This window comes from Actinobaculum sp. oral taxon 183 str. F0552 (assembly GCF_000466165.1).
Classification (GTDB): domain Bacteria; phylum Actinomycetota; class Actinomycetes; order Actinomycetales; family Actinomycetaceae; genus Peptidiphaga.
Genome location: NZ_KE951472.1, coordinates 20,936 through 41,224, shown reverse-complemented (window position 1 = coordinate 41,224; position 20,289 = coordinate 20,936). Strand labels below are relative to the sequence as shown.

12 protein-coding genes are annotated in these 20,289 nt (G+C 61.8%); 9 read left to right on the top strand and 3 right to left on the bottom strand.

From position 1 onward, the window contains the following. Nucleotides 1–51: 51 nt before the first annotated feature. Entirely contained in the window at nucleotides 52–363 is a 312-nt protein-coding gene (locus HMPREF0043_RS09105; protein WP_021602755.1) for a hypothetical protein, read from the bottom strand. Nucleotides 364–484: 121 nt separating this feature from the next. Here HMPREF0043_RS09105 and purB point away from each other — a divergent pair, with 121 nt between their 5' ends. From purB to ybaK, 7 genes are all read left to right on the top strand, one after another. After that, nucleotides 485–1,903 carry an adenylosuccinate lyase gene (gene purB, locus HMPREF0043_RS09100; RefSeq protein WP_021602754.1) on the top strand — a complete coding sequence of 473 codons (1,419 nt, stop codon included), beginning with the start codon at nucleotides 485–487 and terminating at the stop codon, nucleotides 1,901–1,903. A gap of 200 nt (nucleotides 1,904–2,103) precedes the next feature. After that, complete coding sequence (locus tag HMPREF0043_RS09095) at nucleotides 2,104–2,784, top strand: DedA family protein (RefSeq protein ID WP_021602753.1); 681 nt, start codon at nucleotides 2,104–2,106, stop codon at nucleotides 2,782–2,784. Nucleotides 2,785–2,931: 147 nt separating this feature from the next. Next, on the top strand, nucleotides 2,932–4,287 hold the full coding sequence (locus HMPREF0043_RS09090; protein WP_021602752.1) for a hypothetical protein: 1,356 nt from the start codon (nucleotides 2,932–2,934) through the stop codon (nucleotides 4,285–4,287). Nucleotides 4,288–4,481: 194 nt separating this feature from the next. Continuing rightward, nucleotides 4,482–4,718, top strand: coding sequence for a heavy-metal-associated domain-containing protein (locus HMPREF0043_RS09085; protein ID WP_021602751.1), 237 nt, complete (start codon nucleotides 4,482–4,484; stop codon nucleotides 4,716–4,718). 100 nt (nucleotides 4,719–4,818) lie between these two features. Beyond that, on the top strand, nucleotides 4,819–7,278 hold the full coding sequence (locus HMPREF0043_RS09080) for a heavy metal translocating P-type ATPase (protein ID WP_021602750.1): 2,460 nt from the start codon (nucleotides 4,819–4,821) through the stop codon (nucleotides 7,276–7,278). A gap of 451 nt (nucleotides 7,279–7,729) precedes the next feature. Next, on the top strand, nucleotides 7,730–13,885 hold the full coding sequence (locus HMPREF0043_RS10815; protein WP_198010323.1) for a DUF4011 domain-containing protein: 6,156 nt from the start codon (nucleotides 7,730–7,732) through the stop codon (nucleotides 13,883–13,885). Between the two features lie 58 nt (nucleotides 13,886–13,943). Then, nucleotides 13,944–14,456, top strand: coding sequence for a Cys-tRNA(Pro) deacylase (gene ybaK, locus HMPREF0043_RS09045; RefSeq protein WP_040318249.1), 513 nt, complete (start codon nucleotides 13,944–13,946; stop codon nucleotides 14,454–14,456). Between the two features lie 224 nt (nucleotides 14,457–14,680). On the opposite strand, the gene HMPREF0043_RS09040 is transcribed toward ybaK, so the two are convergent. Together HMPREF0043_RS09040 and HMPREF0043_RS09035 are read right to left on the bottom strand one after the other, a co-directional pair. Beyond that, nucleotides 14,681–16,003: an aminopeptidase C gene (locus HMPREF0043_RS09040; protein WP_156897571.1), complete on the bottom strand. Its 1,323-nt coding sequence runs from the start codon at nucleotides 16,001–16,003 to the stop codon at nucleotides 14,681–14,683. A gap of 159 nt (nucleotides 16,004–16,162) precedes the next feature. After that, a complete protein-coding gene (locus HMPREF0043_RS09035; protein ID WP_198010322.1) occupies nucleotides 16,163–17,746 on the bottom strand; it encodes a lamin tail domain-containing protein in 1,584 nt (527 codons plus the stop codon). Between the two features lie 1,036 nt (nucleotides 17,747–18,782). Between HMPREF0043_RS09035 and HMPREF0043_RS09025 the strand changes: the two genes are divergently transcribed. Further along, nucleotides 18,783–19,499, top strand: a complete 717-nt coding sequence (locus HMPREF0043_RS09025; RefSeq protein ID WP_040318246.1) for an ABC transporter ATP-binding protein — start codon at nucleotides 18,783–18,785, stop codon at nucleotides 19,497–19,499. Beyond that, entirely contained in the window at nucleotides 19,496–20,230 is a 735-nt protein-coding gene (locus HMPREF0043_RS09020) for an ABC transporter permease (protein WP_021602744.1), read from the top strand. Before HMPREF0043_RS09025 ends, HMPREF0043_RS09020 begins: the two co-directional genes overlap by 4 nt. Nucleotides 20,231–20,289 lie beyond the last annotated feature (59 nt).

The following is a 20,289-nucleotide window of genomic DNA, read 5'->3' as shown; positions in this document are numbered from 1 at the left end:
AGGCCTGCGGCGAACCGAAGCCTGCAAGCCTGCGTATGAGGCGAGGTCGGGCTACATCTCGACGTCTTCGGCCTTCTCCTCCGCCGCCACCTCCCGGCGTATCCTGGCCACCGCTTCCCGCGTCTGCCGGACGTGTGCCATCAGCGTCTCGGCGAATTCCCGGTTCCTCGCGTCCAATGCCACCCCGAGCTCATAGGACTGCTTTCCCAGCGAGGTTCCCGGCATTCCCTTCGCCGCGTTGCTCATCGCCTCCGTCATGTTCATCTCCAGGAGCCCCTTCACTGACTCCTCCATCCTGTCGGCGCTCTCCTCCAGCTCTCTCGCTTCGTTCAGACGTTGGGCCCGTTCGGCGACTTCGGACATGAAACTCCTCGTTTCCTCTCGTTATCCACGGCAAGATCGGACTTAGCCGGATTTGAGGCTATCGGTCTCACAGGGCAGGAACAATGGGTATCCCTCGCCATGACCGTGGAACAATATCCGCATGACTTTCGCTCTCGGCCCCCTCGACGGACGCTACCGCGCCACCACCACCCCGCTGACCGCCTATCTTTCCGAAGCCGCCCTCAATCGCGAACGCATCCGAGTCGAGATCGAGTGGCTCATCTTCCTGTCCCGCGAAGGCGTCGTCCCCGGCGCTCCGGTCGTCGACAAAGACGACACGCGCTTCCTGCGGTCCATCCCCACCTCGTTCGGACAGGCCGAGGTGGCAGAACTCGCCGCGATCGAGTCGGAGACCCGCCACGACGTCAAGGCGGTCGAATACTTCATCAGATGGCGTCTCGACGCAGCGCCGGCCACCCTCGGCCCTGCAACGGTCCTGCCGGCTCTGAGCGACATGGTCCACGCCTTCTGCACGAGCGAAGACGTCAACAATCTCGCCTATGCGCTGTGCATCAAGGGGGCGATCGAGCAGGTGTGGCTTCCCGCAGCCCGAGCCCTGGCCGACGCCCTGGCGGCTCTGGCGCGTCAGCACGCCGGCCTGCCCATGCTCTCCCACACGCACGGGCAGACGGCCACTCCGACGACGGTCGGCAAGGAGATGGCCGTCTTCGCCGCACGGCTGTCGCGGCAGATCCGCCGCGTCCAGGGCGCCGAGTACCTGGGCAAGCTCAACGGTGCGACGGGGACCTTCGGCGCCCACGTCGTCGCGGTCCCGGAAGCCGACTGGCCGGCGCTCTCCCGGGCCTTCGTCGAGAGCCTGGGATTGGTGTGGAATCCGCTCACCACGCAGATCGAGCCGCACGACTGGCAGGCCGACCTGTACGCCGACGTCGCCCACGCCAACCGGATCGCGCACAATCTGGCGACCGACATGTGGACCTACATCTCGCTGGACTACTTCCACCAGAGGCTGGCGGCTCAAGGGTCGACCGGCTCCTCGACGATGCCTCACAAGGTCAACCCGATCCGCTTCGAGAACGCGGAGGCGAACCTGGAGATATCCTCGGCTCTGCTGGAGACGCTGGCCGCCACGCTCGTGACGTCCCGGATGCAGCGCGACCTCACGGATTCGACGACCCAGCGCAATGTCGGCGCGGCGCTGGGGCATTCGCTTCTGGCCTTCGACAACCTCGTCCGCGGCCTGGCCGGCGTCGAGCCGAACCCTGCGAAGCTCGCCGCGGATCTGGACGCCTCGTGGGAGGTCCTGGCCGAGCCGATCCAGCAGGCGATGCGCGCCGCGGGCCTGGCGGGGGCGACCGGCATGGGCAACGCCTACGAGCGCCTCAAGGAACTGACGCGCGGGCGAACGGTCACAGCCCAGGACATGCGCGAAGCGATCGCGTCCCTCGGCATGCCCGACGACGTCGCCGCCCGGCTCTCTTCGCTGACGCCCGGCGCCTACACGGGCCTGGCCGCCCAACTCGTGGCATACCTGGACAAAGCCGGCCAACCGGAGTAGCCGGCCCCGGAGCTGACCGGAGACGCCTGGCCAGCGAGCGTCAGTCGAACCGCCTCCCTTCGTCGGAGTCCTCGGCGTCGGGCACGCCCATGGTGGAGGGACAAGCATCACACGCGAATGCGAGGCATTCCTCAAGCGCGGATGCGAAACTGTTCAAGGCATTCAGTCAGCGTTGAGCTAAACGAGCATAAGGAGACACCTTGATTCGATTCATAGCCGCGGCGGCCTCGACGGATCCGCAGGGCCTCTCCGGCTTCGCCGGCTGGGCGGTTGACGTCATCGACAGGCTCGGCGGCCTGGGAGCCGCCTCGCTCATCGCGCTGGAGAATCTCTTCCCTCCACTGCCCTCAGAGGTGATCCTGCCTCTGACCGGATTCTCAGCCGGCTCGAATTCCGGCAACTTCACTTTGATCGGCGCGATCCTGTGGTGCACGGCCGGCTCGGTCATCGGGGCCTGGGCTCTCTACGGGGTCGGGGTGCTCCTGGGCCGCGAGCGCACCCGCTGGCTCATGGGCAAACTCCCCCTGGTCAGGACGGAGGACATCGAGCGCACGGAGGCGTTCTTCGACCGCCGGGGCATGTGGACGGTGTTCTTCGGCCGCATGATCCCCATCTTCCGATCGCTGATATCGATACCGGCGGGCGTGACGCGCATGGCCTTCTGGAAGTTCACTGCTTTGACGACCGCAGGATCGGCCATCTGGAACACCGTCCTCATCTACGCCGGCTATGCACTCGGCAGCAACTGGACCAAAGTGGAGGGCTACATCAGCGTCTTCACGAAAATCGTCATCGTTCTCGTGGTCCTCGCCCTCATCGTGTGGGTTGCACTTCGTCTGCGGGCGAATCGCAACGCCAAGAGTGCAGACGTCTCCGAGTGAGCGTCCAGGATGTTGGAATAGACTCCACGGGGTATTGCAATAGTCCCCATTCGTCCATTATCCGGCGACAACGGCGATTTTCAGCTGTAGAGTGAAGACCAAGGCACCACGGGATGCCGGGCCGATCTATACATCCAGGGAATCGCCATGAGCGTCGTCTACCAACAATTGATAACCGAACTCCAAGCAGAAACGTATTTGGACGGCGGATTCGACCATTTCTTCGGACTGGCCGTGAACGCCGGAGATGCCCAGAACGTCACGGAGGTCGCCGACCTCATCGACCTCTTCCAGTGTTCGGGTGAGTATTCGCTCTTCTCGCCCGACGAGCCCATCGACGTCCTCCACGCTCCCGCGCACCCCTTCGTCCACGTACGCCGTGCAGTCGGCGCGTTGCATCCCGACAGCTTCCTGGGCGGCATCACCGAATATCCGCCGTACGACGGCACGGGGATCGCGGAGGCGGCCGGCGTGGAGACGCCGCTCATGTGGATCGAGCCGGCCCGTCTGGCTGCGGGAGCCAAACTGTGGCGCTTCCACCCCGGGAACCGGACACCGGAGCTGCGCGGCGTCTACCACGGCATCGCCTGGGGGTGGGAGACCTTGGCGAAGGGAACCTTCCAGGCCGAGGCCCCCTCCCAACTCATCGGCCCGGTCGTCGACCGGGACTGGGGCATCGTCCCGGTCGAGGTCGAGGCGCAGGGTCCCATTCCCGACGCGGTCACGCTCGTCTTCCCCAGCGAACCCCCGGAGGAGGGCTTCGAGAGGCTCCCCTCGGGCCTATGGGCGAAGCGAATCGAGTACCACGATGGCCTCGACATCTACGAGAACGAGCTGCTCGGCAGGGTCAGCGAGATCCCCTGCAGGCTCGTCCGCCTCATGCGCGACGAAGATAGCACTCTCTACGCTCAGGCCGTGGCAGTGTTCGTGGACGGCCTGTACGCCCAAGGCAAGGGCTTCCACCGCTACGGGCCGGGCGTCTACCTGGTCAACGCCCCCTCCGAGGACATCACAGACGAGCAGACCCGCGAAGTGCGGACGATGTCCTGGGACATGGCGGACCGCGAGGCGATAACCCTGGTCCCCACCCAGGAGCGCAGCAACGACAATCCGGGCATGCTCACGCGCGAGATCCATTCGATCGTGGGCATGACGGCCCCGCACGGATGGTCCGAGGCCAGGATCGTCATGCAGATCGTCGGCACACGGGTGAATTTCACCGCCAGTGCGATGGTCGAGGGGGAATCCGTTCCCTCGCCCGATCTTCCGACCGCCCTCGTACAGTACATGGGACGGCTCAAAGCCACCCACGCCAACCTCCACCGGGGTGCGCCGCTGACTTTGATCCTGGAGTGCAGGCCCGACGGCGAGTCAATCGTCAACCTCGAATTCGAGGACGAACCGCCGTTCGCGGACGCCATCACCTCTCACGACTGGGAGGAGGAACTGACGTTCTTCCCCCGTGAATCGATTCCCGACTGGGCGGCGCAGCGTTTCGGCTGAGCCGGTCCGGGGCCGTTGGATCCTCCTACGCGCGCACGGCAGGCCGGATCCTGAAGGCGGAGCCATCCACCCGGCTCACGCGCAGTAGGCCCGTTCCAGTCGGATCGACGGGTGGCTGCTTCGCCACTTTTTCACCAGAAATATTCCGCTCCGTCGTACGTTTACCCCAACGTCACTAGTAAAGGAGAGTATCCATGGCATTCGACCGCACCATCGAGCTCGGCGTCACAGGCCTGACCTGCGGGCACTGCGTGACTCACGTGACCGAGGAGCTGGAGGCCCTCGACGGCGTCGTCAACGTCTCGGTCACCCTCGCCAAGGGCGGTGTCTCGAAAGTGCTCGTGTACACGAACAACGACATCCCCGACGAGACCCTGCGCGAGGCGGTCTCCGAAGCGGGCGATTACACCCTGGAATCCGTCGTGCGCTGATGCCCCACCCGGGGCTGGCCGGCTTCCACCCGGTCAGCCCCGGAAGCGGCACAGGACGATCCGGTGCCATGCGCCGAACTCAAAAGAGAAGGAAACGAGAATGGTCGATGATCCTCTCGAAGCCACAGGTCGAGCCCCTGGTTCCGGGGGCGCTGCGCCCGCCCTGCCCCTCACGTCCCGCCAGGACGCCTCCCTTCAGACTGACGGCTCCGCGGCCCCGGCCGTCGAGGTCGAACTGGCGATCTCGGGGATGACCTGCGCCTCGTGCGTCGCCCGGGTCGAGAAGAAGCTGGGCAAGCTTCCGGGAGTCACGGCGGTCGTCAACTTAGCGACGGAGAAGGCTCGCGTCGAGCTGTCACCGCAGGCCGAAGACGTCGAGGATTCGATCCTCGTCGGAACGGTGGTGAAGGCCGGGTACGGTGCCACGGTGCTGCGCCGCATCCGAGTGGGAGCCGACGGGCAGCGTGAGGCGTCCGCCGGTGTGGACGCCGCCGAAGCGGAAGCCGCCGCCGCTCGGGCCTCGTCCGCCCGCGTGGCCGACCTCCGGCGTCGTTTCTTCGTCTCTCTGGCTCTGTCGGCGCCGATCGTCGCGGTTTCCATGACGCCGGCCTGGCAGTTCTCCGGTTGGCAGTGGTTCCTCGGGGCGCTGTCGGTCCCGGTCGCTCTGTGGTGCGCCTGGCCGTTCCACCGGGCGGCGTGGCGGGCAGGCCGGCACGGCTCGACGACGATGGACACTCTGGTCTCGCTGGGCATCGTCGCCTCCATGGGGTGGAGCCTGTGGGCCCTGCTGGTCGGCGGGGCCGGAGAGTTCGGCTACACAATGCACATGACGGGCATCCACGGCCTCGGGCACGCGGGCCGGCCGCACCTGTACTTCGAGACCGCCGCGATGATCGTGACCTTCCTGCTGCTGGGGAGGTGGCTGGAGGCGCGGTCGCGGCGTTCGGCCGGCGACGCGCTGAGGTCGCTTCTCTCGCTCGGAGCGCAGGAGGCGACGCGCGTGCGCCGGGCCGACGGCACCGCCGTCGAGGAGGTCGTGGAAGCCGGGAGCATCGAGGTCGGAGACGAGTTCCTCGTCCGCCCGGGAGAGAAGGTGGCAACCGACGGCGTGGTCCTCGACGGCGCCTCGGCCGTCGACGCCTCGCTCCTGACCGGCGAGTCGGTTCCGGTCGACGTCAGCGCGGGGGCGAGCGTGACGGGAGCGACTGTCAACACCTACGGTGTGCTGACGGTCCGGGCCACGCGCGTGGGCGAGGAGACGACCCTCGCCCAGATGGGGCGGCTTCTGACGGAGGCGCAGACGGGCAAGGCCCCCGTCCAGCGGATCGCCGACCGCATTTCGGCCGTCTTCGTGCCTGCGGTCATCGCGATCGCGGCGGCGACCTTCGCGGTCCGCCTAGCCCTCGGCAACCCGCTGGAGATGGCTCTGGCCAGCGCGATCACCGTGTTGGTGGTCGCCTGCCCGTGTGCCCTCGGTTTGGCGACGCCGACCGCCCTGCTGGTGGGGTCGGGGCGCGCCTCGAAGCTGGGGGCTCTCATCAAGGGCCCCGAGATCCTGGAGAGCGCCCACGCCGCGGACACGATCATCTTCGACAAGACCGGGACGATCACGACCGGGGCCATGGGCGTCGCCGACGTCCGGCTTCTGGACGGGGACATGGACGAGCTCGTGGCTCTGGCAGCCGGGATCGAACGCGGCTCCGAGCATCCCATCGCCAGGGCGATCGTCGACTACGCCCGGGAACGCAGCATAGCCCCCACGCCGGTGGTCGATGCCGCGGCGGCGGCCGGTCACGGGATCTCCGGCCGGGTGGACGGCCGAGTCGTTCACGCCGGAAGCCTGACATGGCTCGAGTCGCTCGGGGTCAGGTGCCGAGACGAAAGCGCGGATGCAGCGGATATGGCCGCACCGGAGGGCGCCGACGGTTCGCACGGCCTGGCCGCTACCGCCGCGGCGGCGCCTTCCGAGGCCGGAGCGAGCCTTGTGGGCGTCAGCCTCGACGGGAGGCTTCTGGGGATCTTCGCCGTGCGCGACACCCTCCGCACCGAGACCCCCGAAGCCGTCGCGGAGCTCAAGGACCTAGGCCTGAGGCCGATTCTCGTGACCGGCGACAATGAGGCGACGGCACGTGCCATCGCCGCACAAGCAGGCGTCGACGACGTTCGGGCGGGCGTCCTGCCCGAGGGCAAGCTCGCCGTCGTCGAAGGCCTCCACGCCGAAGGCAGGACGGTCGCGATGGTGGGAGACGGTGTGAACGACGCCGCCGCCCTGGCCGGAGCCGACCTGTCGATCGCCATGGGATCGGGGACCGACGTGGCCAAAGCCGCCTCGGATGTGACGATCGTGAATTCCGACGTGCGCACGATCGGCGCGGCGTTGAGGATCTCGGCCCGAACCCTCCGGATCATCAAGGAGAATCTGGTGTGGGCGTTCGGTTACAACGTAATCGCCATTCCGTTGGCCGTCTTCGGTGTGATCGTCCCGGGCCTGGCAGCGGCGGCCATGGCCAGCTCCTCGGTGATCGTGGTCGGCAACTCGCTCAGACTGCGTAAAGCGTAAGGCATATATAGGCGCCCTCCCAAGACCCCGGATCGACGGAGGACGACAACCCAGGCTGGTTCTCGGCGAGTTCGCCCCGCCGAGAACCAGCCTATTGGCGAGCGGTTTCATCGATTCGAGCTCTTCGGGGCAGGGCGGCAGCCCGTAACGTAACTCATTCCGAAATGCCCCGGCCTCTCGGCCGCGGACGACGCCCCGTCGGTATCGGAGTCCGGTGCTATTATCTTTGCTCACAGGCCACCGACGCTCACGGGAGGAACAGACAATGGAATACTCAGACGGGCCGGCAGGACCTTCACGCACCACAGGGAATTCGGCGGCCAGTGCCGAGGCGCATTCGATGAGGAAGAGCCGAAGAGGCAGAAATCTAATCGATCGAGACGCCCTCACTTTTGATGGTCCTTCACGGCCGCTCAGAAACCCTCAACAAACAATCGATAATCTCACACGTATGGCAACAGAGTCCCATTCAACTGACTTAAAACAAATAAAAATTGAAAATATCAATTTAGATAATGAATCAAGACAATCAAACTTATCAGATAACTATAAAACTAATAATAAAAATCGAAACATCAATACATCCATCCATATTGATTCATTGAAAGTTGTCAGCTATGCTCTCGCGCACAATGCAGTTTCGGTTGCTTCAGACGTAGTAATCTCAGGCGCTTCCCGCGAATACCAGGGCGCTGAGATACGAATCTGGATTTCCACTCCCGTCGGCACGATCACTGAGGATTTCCGACGAAAAATCGATCTGATCCCCGACAGCCCGACGCATTTGCGTGACATCGCGGTCAAGCTGGACGGTGTGGTCATGCACTCGTTGGATGAAGAGACCATGGGAACGCTTCACGTCGAGCTCACCGACGATGAAGGTGTGACCATCGGAGAGGAGGCCAAAAGCGTCCGCGTTCTCGCCAGCAATCAGTGGGTGGCTAGTCCGCTTCAGCTCGGCCTGGAGATGCTCGCAGCCTTCGTCCAGCCGAACGCATCGGACCTGCAAGGGCTTCAGCTTCAAGTGTCGGATCTTCTCAGGGAACGCACTGGGCGTTCAGCACTCGACGGCTATCAGTCGATGGACCGCGATCGTGTAGACGAAACCGTTCATGCAGCTTACGACGCACTCGTCGCCCGCGATATCCGGTATACCGAGCCTCCTGCGAGCTGGAGTGGGCCCGGCCAGAAGATCCGTCCTGTAGCCCAAGTACTCTCCAACCGCATGGGTACGTGTCTCGATCTATCGCTGGCGATGGCCGGTCTGCTCGAACAATTAGGGATTCATCCCCTTGTCTGGGTGATCAACGGCCATGCGCTGTTCGGCTACTGGCGAGTCGAGCGGATGATGGACGTCGCCGTCGACACTCAACTCGAAGAACTCATCAATCGGGTCGATTTGGGAGAGATCGTCATGGTTGAAGCGACGTCGTTCGCCGGGGGTCCCGAGGCTGCAACTTTCGAGCAGGCATCCGCCGAAGGCCAACGACGCCTCCACGAGATCGATGGAATCGATCATCTCGGCATTCTAGACGTCATCCGCGCCAGGCACACGAGAATCCTTCCCTTGCCCTCCAGAACAGTGAATGGTGACGGTCAAGTCATTATCCAAGAATACAGCTTGGACTCTCGACGCAACTTTAATGACTTACACACACAATATGACGGAGTAAAACGAAACGGAGAATGCAAAACTCTCCCGCCAAGAGTTAGACAGTGGAAAAACACTCTTTTAGATCTGAGCTTGCGCAATAAACTTATCAACTATCGAGAAAGCGACGCTTTACATCTAGCTATTCCCGATGGAGATCTTGCACGTTTCGAAGATCTCATGAGCTCGGGGCGTGCAGTGAGCTTGCGAGCAGCCGACGACATCTCCGCTTTGCAGAAAAAACGCGGGATCCGATCGGCCTTCGATCTACCGCAGGAGATGCTGCGCGAGAGCCTTTTCGAAGAAAACGACGTTTACGTATCCGCTACAGAAGCGGCTTACGGCCGACGTTTGACAATTCTTCGTCGAAATATGCGAACGATAATCGAAGAGACAGGAAATAATAATCTTTATCTCACATTCGGAATCTTAAGATGGCAAATAGATGCCAGAAAGCTCATCTCTCCATTGGTCTTGGTGCCCGTTACACTGACAACGCGAAATAGGGGACGATCTTTCAGCATCTCGATAGATGAGTCAGGTGTTTCAACACCGAATTTTTGCCTCTTGGAAAAACTGTTCGTGCAGTTCGGACTGAAGATTCCCGAATTCGAAGATCCAGTTGAAGACCAATCGGGGATAGACCTCCATGCCGTTTTCAACACCTTGCGCGAGGCTCTGATCGCAGCGCGAATCGACGCCGTCGTCGAAGAGCGCGCCTCGTTGTCCATCCTGCAGTTCGCCAAATTCGGCATGTGGCGGGACCTGGACCAACACTGGGAAGACCTCGCCAGGAATCCGCTGGTCAATCACCTGGTGTTCAACCCAACCGGTGACTTCGAAGACCCCGTCGATCAACCCGTGGGAGCCGATTTGGACGGGCTTGGAATGATTTCACCGATCTCGGCCGATGCGACGCAACTCCACGCGATCAACGAGGCGATCGCCGGCAGGACATTCGTGCTCGAGGGCCCTCCCGGCACCGGCAAATCTCAGACGATCACGAATCTTCTCGCCCACGCTATGCGTGAAGGCAAGAAAGTCCTGTTCGTCGCGGAGAAGAAGGCCGCGCTCGAAGTCGTGCAAAGGCGGATGGCGTCGATCGGTTTGGCGGATCTCGTCCTCGAACTTCACGACAGAACGGCACGTCCCACCCGCCTTCGGAGCAAACTCGGACATGCATTGGAGCTGCCGGCTCCCGAGATCGACTACATCTTCGAGATGCGGAAAACCCAGGCTCGCAGGTACATCGCCGATCTCAATGCCTATGCCGAGAAGATACACGCACCGAACAGGGCTGGCCTCTCTCTGTACTCTGCCAATGACAGGGCGGCTCGATTCCGCGGCGAATTCACCTCGAGCTTCGCCCTTCCCATTGAGTTCGTCGCGCGCAGCACCGCCGATGACGTCAAGAAGACGAAGTCTGTGATCTCTCGCATCGCTCGGTCGGCTTCGGACGTCCACTCGGTTTTCGAACATCCGTGGGGGTTCGTGCGAGGTTCCCTTTCAGAGAGAATCGACGCCGGAGCCGTCGTTCGCTTCGGACAGCGCCTGGATACCGCTTTGAAGGCGCTCAACGCCGTAGGACTCACTCCCGAACTGCTCCAAGCGGGACTTGAAACGCATGAAATCGATGATTGGGCGAATATTCTCCAGCAGCCCGGTCTTGACCCGAAACTCATGGTACGTCTACGCGATGCAGAAGCCCATCGTATGGCAAAGGAAGTCGTTGCAGACCTCAAAGGCCCGCAGTTCTCGACGATGCCACAATGGTGTACCCATTTTCACATGGGAATCCTGGGTTGTGATCTCGATGGTCTCATCGAGCGATCCGCCGCCGCGGATTCGGCGGGGCTCTTCGGCCGCAAGAAGGCACGACGTGCCGTAGCAGAGGAAATCATCCCCTTCCTCGCGCAAGGCATTGACGACGTCGCTTTCAGCGAGCTGACGGACAATTTGCGCGAGACGGCTAAGACACACCGGGCCGTCGAAGACATTCGGCATTCCATTGAGTATTTGACGGGGATTTCCCTTCCACCTGGATGGACTCCGTTCGATCCGCAAGTGCGCGAACACACATTCCGGATCCTTACCTCGGGCCTCGATCAAGCTGTCAAAAGCCAACGTCCCGGAGCTGTCCGCAACATCATGGATTCGATCGCAGGCACCTCTCAATGCGCACAAGTCGGGCAGACCCTTGTGGAACTCATCTCATCGCTGACTGGACTGGTTAAAGCCTCCCACATGGATTCTCAGAATCCCCACACCCACGTGTGGCTGAGGGGCCAATCGTTCCTCGTTCGCTGGTCTCAGCGTGAGGCGGGCTTCTTAACGGAGGAACTCGCATATTCCTCTTTGCAGGCTTGGTTGAAGTTCAGTGCCGCCGTCGAGGCTTTAGAACCACTCGGCCTGGGCGATCTCGCACATTCGATCCTCGAAGGAGGACGACGCTGCGACATCCTCGACAACGAGTTCGAAGTCGCACTCGTCGACGCTATTGTGAAAGAACGCACAAAACTCCAGCATATGGAAACCTTCGATCTAACGGCGCAACGCAAGAACATCGACAATCTCATGAACATCATCCCTGAGATCCGCGCTGACATGGCTCAAGTCTTACCCGCACGTGTCATAGAGAAACGCAAGATTGATTCAGGTTCGAAAGCCGGACGAATCGGCCGCTTAAAACGCGAAATCTCGCGTCAGCGCGGTGGGATGAAAATTCGGCAGTTATTCGAACAATTCGAAGACATCATCCTTCAACTTACACCATGTGTCCTAGTGAGCCCTGCATCCGTCGCCCAGTTTTTCCCAGCAAACACCGCTCCGTTCGACATCGTCGTATTCGATGAAGCTTCCCAAGTGCGGGTCGCAGACGCGATCGGCGCAATGGGCCGAGGAAAATCCGTCGTAGTCGTCGGAGACAGCAAGCAGATGCCGCCCACGTCCGTCGCTGAGACTTCCATCGATGAGGAGGCGATCGTCAGCGACACCGTGGCCGACGAAGAGTCGATTCTGAGCGAGTGCGTCAATGCGCAGGTGCCGCGCCAATGGCTGTCATGGCATTACCGCAGTCAGAGCGAGGGGCTCATCGCCTTCTCGAATCACCGCTATTACGCAGGTCGTCTCTCGACATTCCCGGGACCCGCGCGGCCCGAAGACAAACGTTCCGGCCTCCATTTCGAGCGGATTCACGGCGAATTCCTGCGGGATTCCGTAGGTCGGGCAAAACGAACCAATCCTGAGGAGGCGAAGGCGATCGTCAGGGCGATTCGAGCACGTTTCGCCGAAACCGATAGAAGACCATCTTTGGGAGTCATCACATTCAACATCCAGCAGAGAGATCTTATCGACAGAATGCTTCGAGACCTAGACGATGAACGGATAACCCAAGCCCTCGAAGCACCCGATGGATTGTTTGTGAAAAACCTTGAAAACGTCCAGGGGGACGAGCGTGACGTCATTTTCTTCTCTGTTGCATTCAGCAAGAACAAGAGAGGTGCGCTTCCACTCAATTTCGGTCCCCTCTCGCAGGCTGGTGGCGAGCGTCGGCTCAATGTCGCCATCACACGGGCACGACACGAGATCCGCCTATTTTGCAGTTTCGAACCGGAGGAATTGCGTGTAGGCGATACGAGTTCCGTAGGGATAAAGCACCTGCGCGACTATCTTCTTACGGCTCGTGACGGCGCGGAGTCCACCGATGGCGACTTGAGGAAACGGAGCCACCGCGACAACCACCGGGATGAGATCGCCAAAGAGCTGCGAAAGCGGGGGCTTATCGTGTCGACAGACGTCGGCATCTCCGATTTCCGGATCGATCTTGCAGTGGCCTCTGCGGAAGACCCTGATCACCCATGTATGGCTATATTGCTTGACGGAGAATCTTGGTATAAGCGTAAGACCGTTGTGGATAGAGACGGCCTCCCATTGACAGTTCTGGACCAAATCATGGGTTGGCCTGTTGTTGAACGCGTATGGCTTCCAGAATGGTTGGAAGACAGAGAAAGTGTCGTCAACCGACTCTACAATGCGGTTATGGAAGCTTCACAAAATCGCATTCGACAGCAAAAAGAGCTTCAAACATCCTCTTCCGTCCTTCAAAATAATTCTGCTCATATTTTATTGTCTAATAATAAAAATAAATTAATTAATATTGAAAATAGTATAGAAAATTCGGACTTCAAAATTAATGATTATAAAAACACAAACTGGAATGCTTTACATGAATTTCAATCTATAATTGGAGTGAAATCTAAGAATGACACCAATGAAATCGAAATTTCTAATAATAAATCGCAAGAAAAAATAAATAAAACAAATATTAATATTTCATTTGATGAAATCAACTCTAATTCTAATCAAACTGATGATACGACTATTATCATCGAGAATTTTACAAAATTCGATGGATCGAATTACGGGCTCACTGTTGAGGATCTGGACAACGGTTTCAACTTCGCGGTGTCATCCTCACATGGCACATTCAGCGATCTCATTCGAGACATCCTCGAAGCAGAGGGCCCCATGCCCGCAAGGTGGTTGGCCAAACGCGCGGGTCAAGAACTCGGTTTGGAACGAGTGTCAGAGCCTAGGCTTCGCCAACTCATCAGGAAAATCCCACTTAGTCTGTCAATTGATCCACGTGATGGTTCCGTGTTTCCTCCAGGCGAGAAATACGACAAATTCAGAAAAGCTTACAGAGTGCGCAGAGGCACTCAGCGTTGGTATAACTCTGTGAGTTTAGCTGAGACTATTAATGCTATCATAAGTGTTACACGATCATTGCGAAGAGCGACTCGGGATGAGATTCAGCGAGCAGTCGCTTCGAAATTCTTCGGATACTCGCGCCGTGGTTCGAAAATCCAGAAGCTCTTGGACGAAGCGATGGATTGCGGAATCGAAGACGGACGCTTAAATGCGATTGGTGATTACATAAGGCCAGCGCGTTTCTAGCCTGTTGAAAGCCTGTCCACTACAGCCATTCTCGCCATCGACGCGATAGACTCGAAGCGTGTCTAAGAAGAAGATGCATCGCCCTTCGGGGACGCCCGCGCTCCATGCGGCTCAGGCAGCGGGTCTGGAGTATGCCCTGGTGGAGGTCCAGCACAGCGAGCATCAGGAGGGAGGCTATGCCCTCGACACCGCGCGGGTGCTCGAGCGCGATCCGTCGACGATATTCAAGACCCTCATGGCGAAGGTGGACGGCGATCCGGTGTGCGCCGTCGTCCCGGCCAGCGGGATGCTCAATCTCAAAGCCCTCGCCAGAGCGGTGGGAGGCAAGAAGGCCTGCATGATGCAGGCGCAGGACGCCGAGCGACTCACCGGCTATGTCACCGGCGGCATCTCGCCGCTCGGCCAGCGCACGTCCAGCCCGATCGTCATCGACGAATCGGCGCGGGAGCTCCCCACCGTGCTCGTCTCAGGCGGCAGGCGGGACCTGTCCATCGACGTTTCGCCGATGGACCTGGCCGCAGCCGTCAGGGCGCACTTCGCACCGATCGCCGACGCCGGTCGCCACACCTGACGAACGCCGTGTGGGGTGGGCTCAGAAGCCCACCCCACATCCAACTCGACGGATCGTGCCGCCCCGCGCGGCGCCCAGCCAGGGCGTCACCGAGCACACCCGCCCGTGTGCCTCCCGGCATCGAGGTGCGGTGAGCGCCGCATCGCGTACGCTACAATCTCGGCCTCAGGCACGCGTTGTGGCTTCTAAGCACCTACCGGCTGCCGGCCGGGGCCTCACAGGCCTCATGCGAGTGAGCCCATGGGGTCCCAGGCGGGCAGGACGATCGGCTCGGTGTCCAGAACGGCCAGGACGTCGGCGGGCAGGCGGTCTTTGCGGATCGCGACCTCGAAGACGTGTTGGTCGAACCAGGAGTCGTTCATCGTGTTGAAGCCCTTGTCGGCGATTTCGTCGCCCCACGAGTTCTCGACGCGCCACCGGCGGGGCTCGCCGTCCACCAGGTCGACGCCGGTGAAGACCATCGCGTGGGTCATCATGGCCTCGCCGTATTCGAGCTCCTCAGCCTTCGTCATCGCCAGATCGATGCCGTAGGTGACTTCGTACTCGTAGAGGTTGCCGTCCCAGTATCCGCGATTGCGATCCGCCTGCTTGCCGGTGTCGCACCCCATCCACACGGGATCGCCCGCTTCGAGGGTGGCGACGGCGGCCGTGCGGATCACCTCGATCGGCACGTTGACATAGGTGACCGGCTTGGCCCCCACCACATTGCCGAGCCGGTCGACGGTGAAGGAACGGTAGAACGGCGAGGTCTCACGGGGATCGTTGACCAGGCACACGTACTGGTCGAGATCGGGCAGATAGCGTTCGGCGAACTCGCGCGGCGTGAACTCGCCCTCGCGGTGGAAGTCACCGTCCTTCTCGTGCCACTGCCAGATGAACCGTTCGGGCGGCGTGCCCAAGTGGATCGCCAAGACCCGGTAGACCTGCCGCAGCACCGACACGCGGACGGCCTGCGCGTCCCCGCCTGCCGACACCGCCGCGCGGACGTCGCGTGCTCCCCGGCGCAGCAGCATCTCAAGCGTGTGGTTCATCTCCGCGGTGTTCGAGGACGATTCGGTCTCCGGCATCGCATACTTCGGAACGACCCCGTACTTCTCGACGAGCGCGGCGAACATGTTCCACTGACCGCCGTCGTCGATGGGATAGTGGAGGAGGTAGTGGACGGTCCGGTCGTCGAGTGGGCGGTCCGCCAAGTCGATCATCGACGTGAGGAAGTAGTTGGCTTTCTCGAGCTTGTCCCAGAAATGCTGGTAGTTCTGCGAGAATTCGAAGCTCTCGAGTTTGGTCTGCTTGTAGACGGCCGGCTTGAGCGAGTTCAGTCCCGCGAACAGCCAGCAGCGGCCGGAGCGCTTCTGGTTGGTGATCGGCCATTTGTCGACTCGCACGGACATCGACGGGTCGATCGAGTTGACGACGTCGCGGTTGATCGCCACCTTAGAAATCGCGGTCTCGGCGACGGCGTTCTGGACGATGCGTGCAGTGCGATCGTCCCGGAAATCCGAGGCGAACGAGGCGAGAAGCTCCGAGTTCACCGGATGGTTCGGCAATGGTCCTCCTTTGGGCCCCGAGGGGCGGGTGTTCCCCGGCACCGAAGGGTGCGCCCGATCCGGCCCCGGGGGCGGTACGTTCCATGACCCGAGAATGCGATACGGCGCGCAGCGCCTCGCACAATCGGCAAGGTCAATGGTACGACCGCCCCCTGGTCTTCACTGCCTGACCAGCCCGATGGTGTCGGTTTTGTCCTTCTCCCAGTCGCCCACGATCAGTTTGTCGGTAGCGCGCCCGTAGGCGAGCGTCAGGTCGGCGTCGCCGCCTTGGAGCACGTCGCGCACGTATAGGACGTTGCCGCGGCGGACCCACACGGAGTCTTTGCCGTCGGCGTCCCAGTCGCCGGCGACGGCGGTATCGGTGGCGCGCCCGTAGGCGTAAGCAACGTCGGCCTTGCCTCCGGAGAGGCTGTTGCGCAGGTAGTTCATGTTCCCGCGGCGTACGCCCAGCGTGTCCTTGCCGTCGCCGTCCCAGTCGCCAGCGAGGCCGACGTCGTCGGGCCGCCCGTAGGTGACCGTCGCGTCGGCGGGACCGGAGGTCGTCAGATCGTACTTGATGGAGAAGACGTTCCCGTTCTTGACGGCGAGGTCGTCCTTGCCGTCGCCGTTGAAGTCTCCGGCGAGCACCTGGCCGGTGCCGCCGCCCGTGAAGGTGAAGGTCTTCGTCTTCGAATCCGACCTCCTCGACTCGTAAAGGGTGAACTTCTCACCCTGGCGCACGGCCACGGTGTCATAGCCGGTGCCGAAGAAGTTGCCTGCGACGACGTCGCCCTTGACCGTGATCATCCCGTATTCTCTGTAGTACTTGGTAAGGCTGTTGATGAAGAAGACGTTGCACGTGCCCGCTTTCTGGCAGGGATCGGTATACGGCCTGCCCTCCGGATCCTGTTGCACGCCTCCGGCTCCGAGCGTGCCCGTCGGATCGGTGCTCGGTTGGGCCGGCTCGGAGGTCGCGCCGCCGGGGGACGTCGAAGCCCCGGACGTCGCGGAAGGCGAGGCTGTGGAGCCCGGGGTGGTCGGGCTCGTCGACGGCGAAGGTTGTGCTGACGGCTGAGGGCTCGTCGACGGCGAAGGTTCGGGCTGCGCAGCGCCTTCGCCGGAGGAGTTGACCGGCGTCGGCGCGGCGACCGTGAAGTCGGCTTTGTTGTTGTCCGTGTCACGGCCGTCGACGCGGCTGTACGCCAAGCTCTCGGTGACGCACCGCTTCTCCACGCACTTGTCGATGGCCTCGGTCTCCTTCCTGTCGCCGTGACTCCATCCCACGGCGTCGATCACACCCGGGGTTCCGGCCAAGTCGGACTTCCCGTTGGCCGCGGCGACGCCCTCCTCGCCCCGAGCCAGAACCACTGCGCCGTTTGCGGGAATGCCCAGAGGGGTCTGGGCGTCGACGGCGGGCAGCGGTTTGCCGTCCTCTCCGTTGCTCACGCCCTTGATGAGGTAATGGCCCTTCGGCGCGATCGTCCCCGTGAGCTTCGTCAGGCCCTTGAGCTCCTTGTGATCGGGGACGTTGACGCCGAGGACCATCCCATTGAGCGAAATAGGATGTGCCGTCGGGTTGTACAGTTCGACGAACTGAGAGGAGTAGGCGGCGCCCCGTTCGCCGCCGTGTGCGTAGACCTCGTTGATGACGATGTCGTCTCCCGACGTGGTGGCCGAGGCCGAGACGGCGATGGCCGGTGAGGCGAGCATGGCGACGCCGGCGACCAGCGACAGCCCACGCCCCCTTTTCCTTGCGATATTCATGTTCATTCCTCTTCCTGCTGCCCTTTCGGCAGCATTTCAGGCCTGCGCCGGGCAATCGTCGTTCCGAGCGCCGGAAACGCTCTCGTTTCGGCAGCGAAGGGAACATCGTTCCGGCAGCTGGGTGAGCGTTGCGGCGATGACCGGCGCATCAAAATGGCACTACCCATGTTAGGCGCTGGCGGGCCGTTGCGGAAGCACGACCTTGGTTCTTTTGGAACGCGCCCAGTCCGGTAGCGCGGGGAAGAAGCCGATAGCCGCCCTCGCTCACGCAGCCCCGAACCGAATACCGATTCACGGCCTGCCTGAGATCAGCGTAGCCGCCCGCGCCCAACTGAGCGCGGTACGCGGGGCGGCTCTGACTGCGGGCCAAGGCGGGTCTATCTCCAGGCCAAGTCAAGGGTAGCCCACAGAATCCTGCACAAGCTCGGGAAATCATCCCGCAGGGGGAGTGCGCTCGAAACCTTCCAGCCCTAAGGTTATTCCTAGAGCAGCGAAAGGTTCTGAATCCGGAACCCACACGCTCACCTCAACCCAACCTCAACACATGCGCAATCGAGAAGACAGAGATTGGGATCGCGCGTTTACCGCGCGAAGGGAATCGGTGCGAACGGGGGGTTCGCACCGATTCCTTATTCTTCGAAGCCGGTGCCTCGGGGGGTGTGCCATTCACGCATTGGCGACAGGCACCGGCAAGCGGAAACACGCCCAACGGTTCACGCTCCCGCGGGTAGCCGTGCAGACAGATGCTCCCCGAAGTCGACGGCAATCCTTGCCGCAACCGCGCTTGACGTCAGAGGAACACCTTTCCGCCATGAGACGAGGTTACATCCCCTAAAGGAAGGAATTCATCGTCCGCATATGGGTAGTATCCCCCATACTCGCCGCCTATCGGTGCCGACGGCATCTCCGGTAATTCATCACTGTGGTGAACGCCGTCTCCGTTCATCCCGTTTTCCCCATGAAATAGCGATGGTGAAGCCTTTGCATTAATTCACCATTCCTTGTCCGCAGCCGCGAACGCACCTAGTCTGAAGCCATGAACACAGCACCAGTCCAGGTTCGCGACTTGCGGGTGAGCCGGGGAGGGCGTCTCGTGCTTCCGGGCCTGTCCACGCAGCTGGACTCCGGAACCGTCACGGGCCTTCTCGGCCCGTCGGGTTCGGGGAAGTCCACACTCATCCGCTCGATCGCCGGAGTTCAGCGCATCGACTCGGGAACTGTGAAGATACTCGGGTATCCCGCCGGGACCCGAGCCGCAGCACGATGTCTGGGATACATGACGCAGGCATCCTCGGTATACACCGACCTGTCAGTGCGCGAGAACGTCGCATACTGGGCGCGCATCTCGGGGGCCGAGCGCGGCGAGGCCGAGTCCGTCATCGAGCACCTTCATCTCGCCTCACTGGCCGGCCAGCCGGCGGGACGGCTCTCCGGCGGGCAGACCTCTCGCGTCGCCCTCGCCTGCGCACTCGTCGGCAATCCTCCCGTGCTTCTCCTGGACGAGCCCACCGTCGGGCTCGACCCGGTGCTGCGGGAGGAGATCTGGGACTTTCTGCGAGAGCGAGCGGCAGCGGGCACAACGATCCTCGTCTCCTCCCACGTCATGGACGAGGCCGCCCGCTGCGACAAACTGCTGCTCATCCGCCACGGTGAGATACTCGCCACAGGCAGCCCCGACGATATCCGCAAGCGCACGGGAGTCGAGGACCTCGACACCGCCTTCCTCAATCTCATCAAGGAGCATGCAGCATGAGCCGGCTGACATTCGCCATCGCGGGTCGAGTTCTACGCCAACTCCGGCACGATCCGCGCTCCGTCGCCCTCGTCACCTTGGTCCCCATCGTGCTCGTCACGCTCCTCCACGAGATCTTCGCCGGAGCCGAGCCGCTGGTCTCCCATATCGAACTGTCCATCCTTGCCGTCTTCCCGCTGTTTATCATGTTCCTCCTGACTGCGGTGGCAACTGTGCGCGAACGCACTTCGGGAACGCTGGAAAGCCTCATGGCCTCCCCGATACACAGGGCCGACATCATCCTGGGCTACACCCTGGCCTACGGCGTCTTCGCCCTCGTGCAGTCGGCGTTCACCACGCTCTTCTGCTACTGGGCGCTGGACATGCGCCTGACGGGAAGCATCTTCGCCGTCCTGCTGGTCTCCTTCATCACCGCCGTCCTGGGGATCGCGCTGGGGCTCCTGGCCTCGGCCGTCTCCCGCAACGAGTTCCAGGCGGTGCAGCTGACCCCCGCGATCATCGTGCCGCAGGTTCTGCTGTGCGGGCTCCTGGGCGAGCGGGACGAGATGGCCGAGTGGCTTCACCAGCTGTCGAATGCGATGCCTCTGTCGTGGTCTGTGGACGCCTTGGAAGAAGTCGCTCAGCACTCGAATCTGACCTCGCACTATTGGTCGAGCTTGGGGATCGTCGTGGGATGCACCGCACTGGCTCTGGCATTGGCGTCACGCACTCTCCGCAGGAGGACGCCGTGACCGCCCTCCCGGCGGACGACCCCGCCTCCGATGGCGGAACGCCGCGCAACGTCGAATCT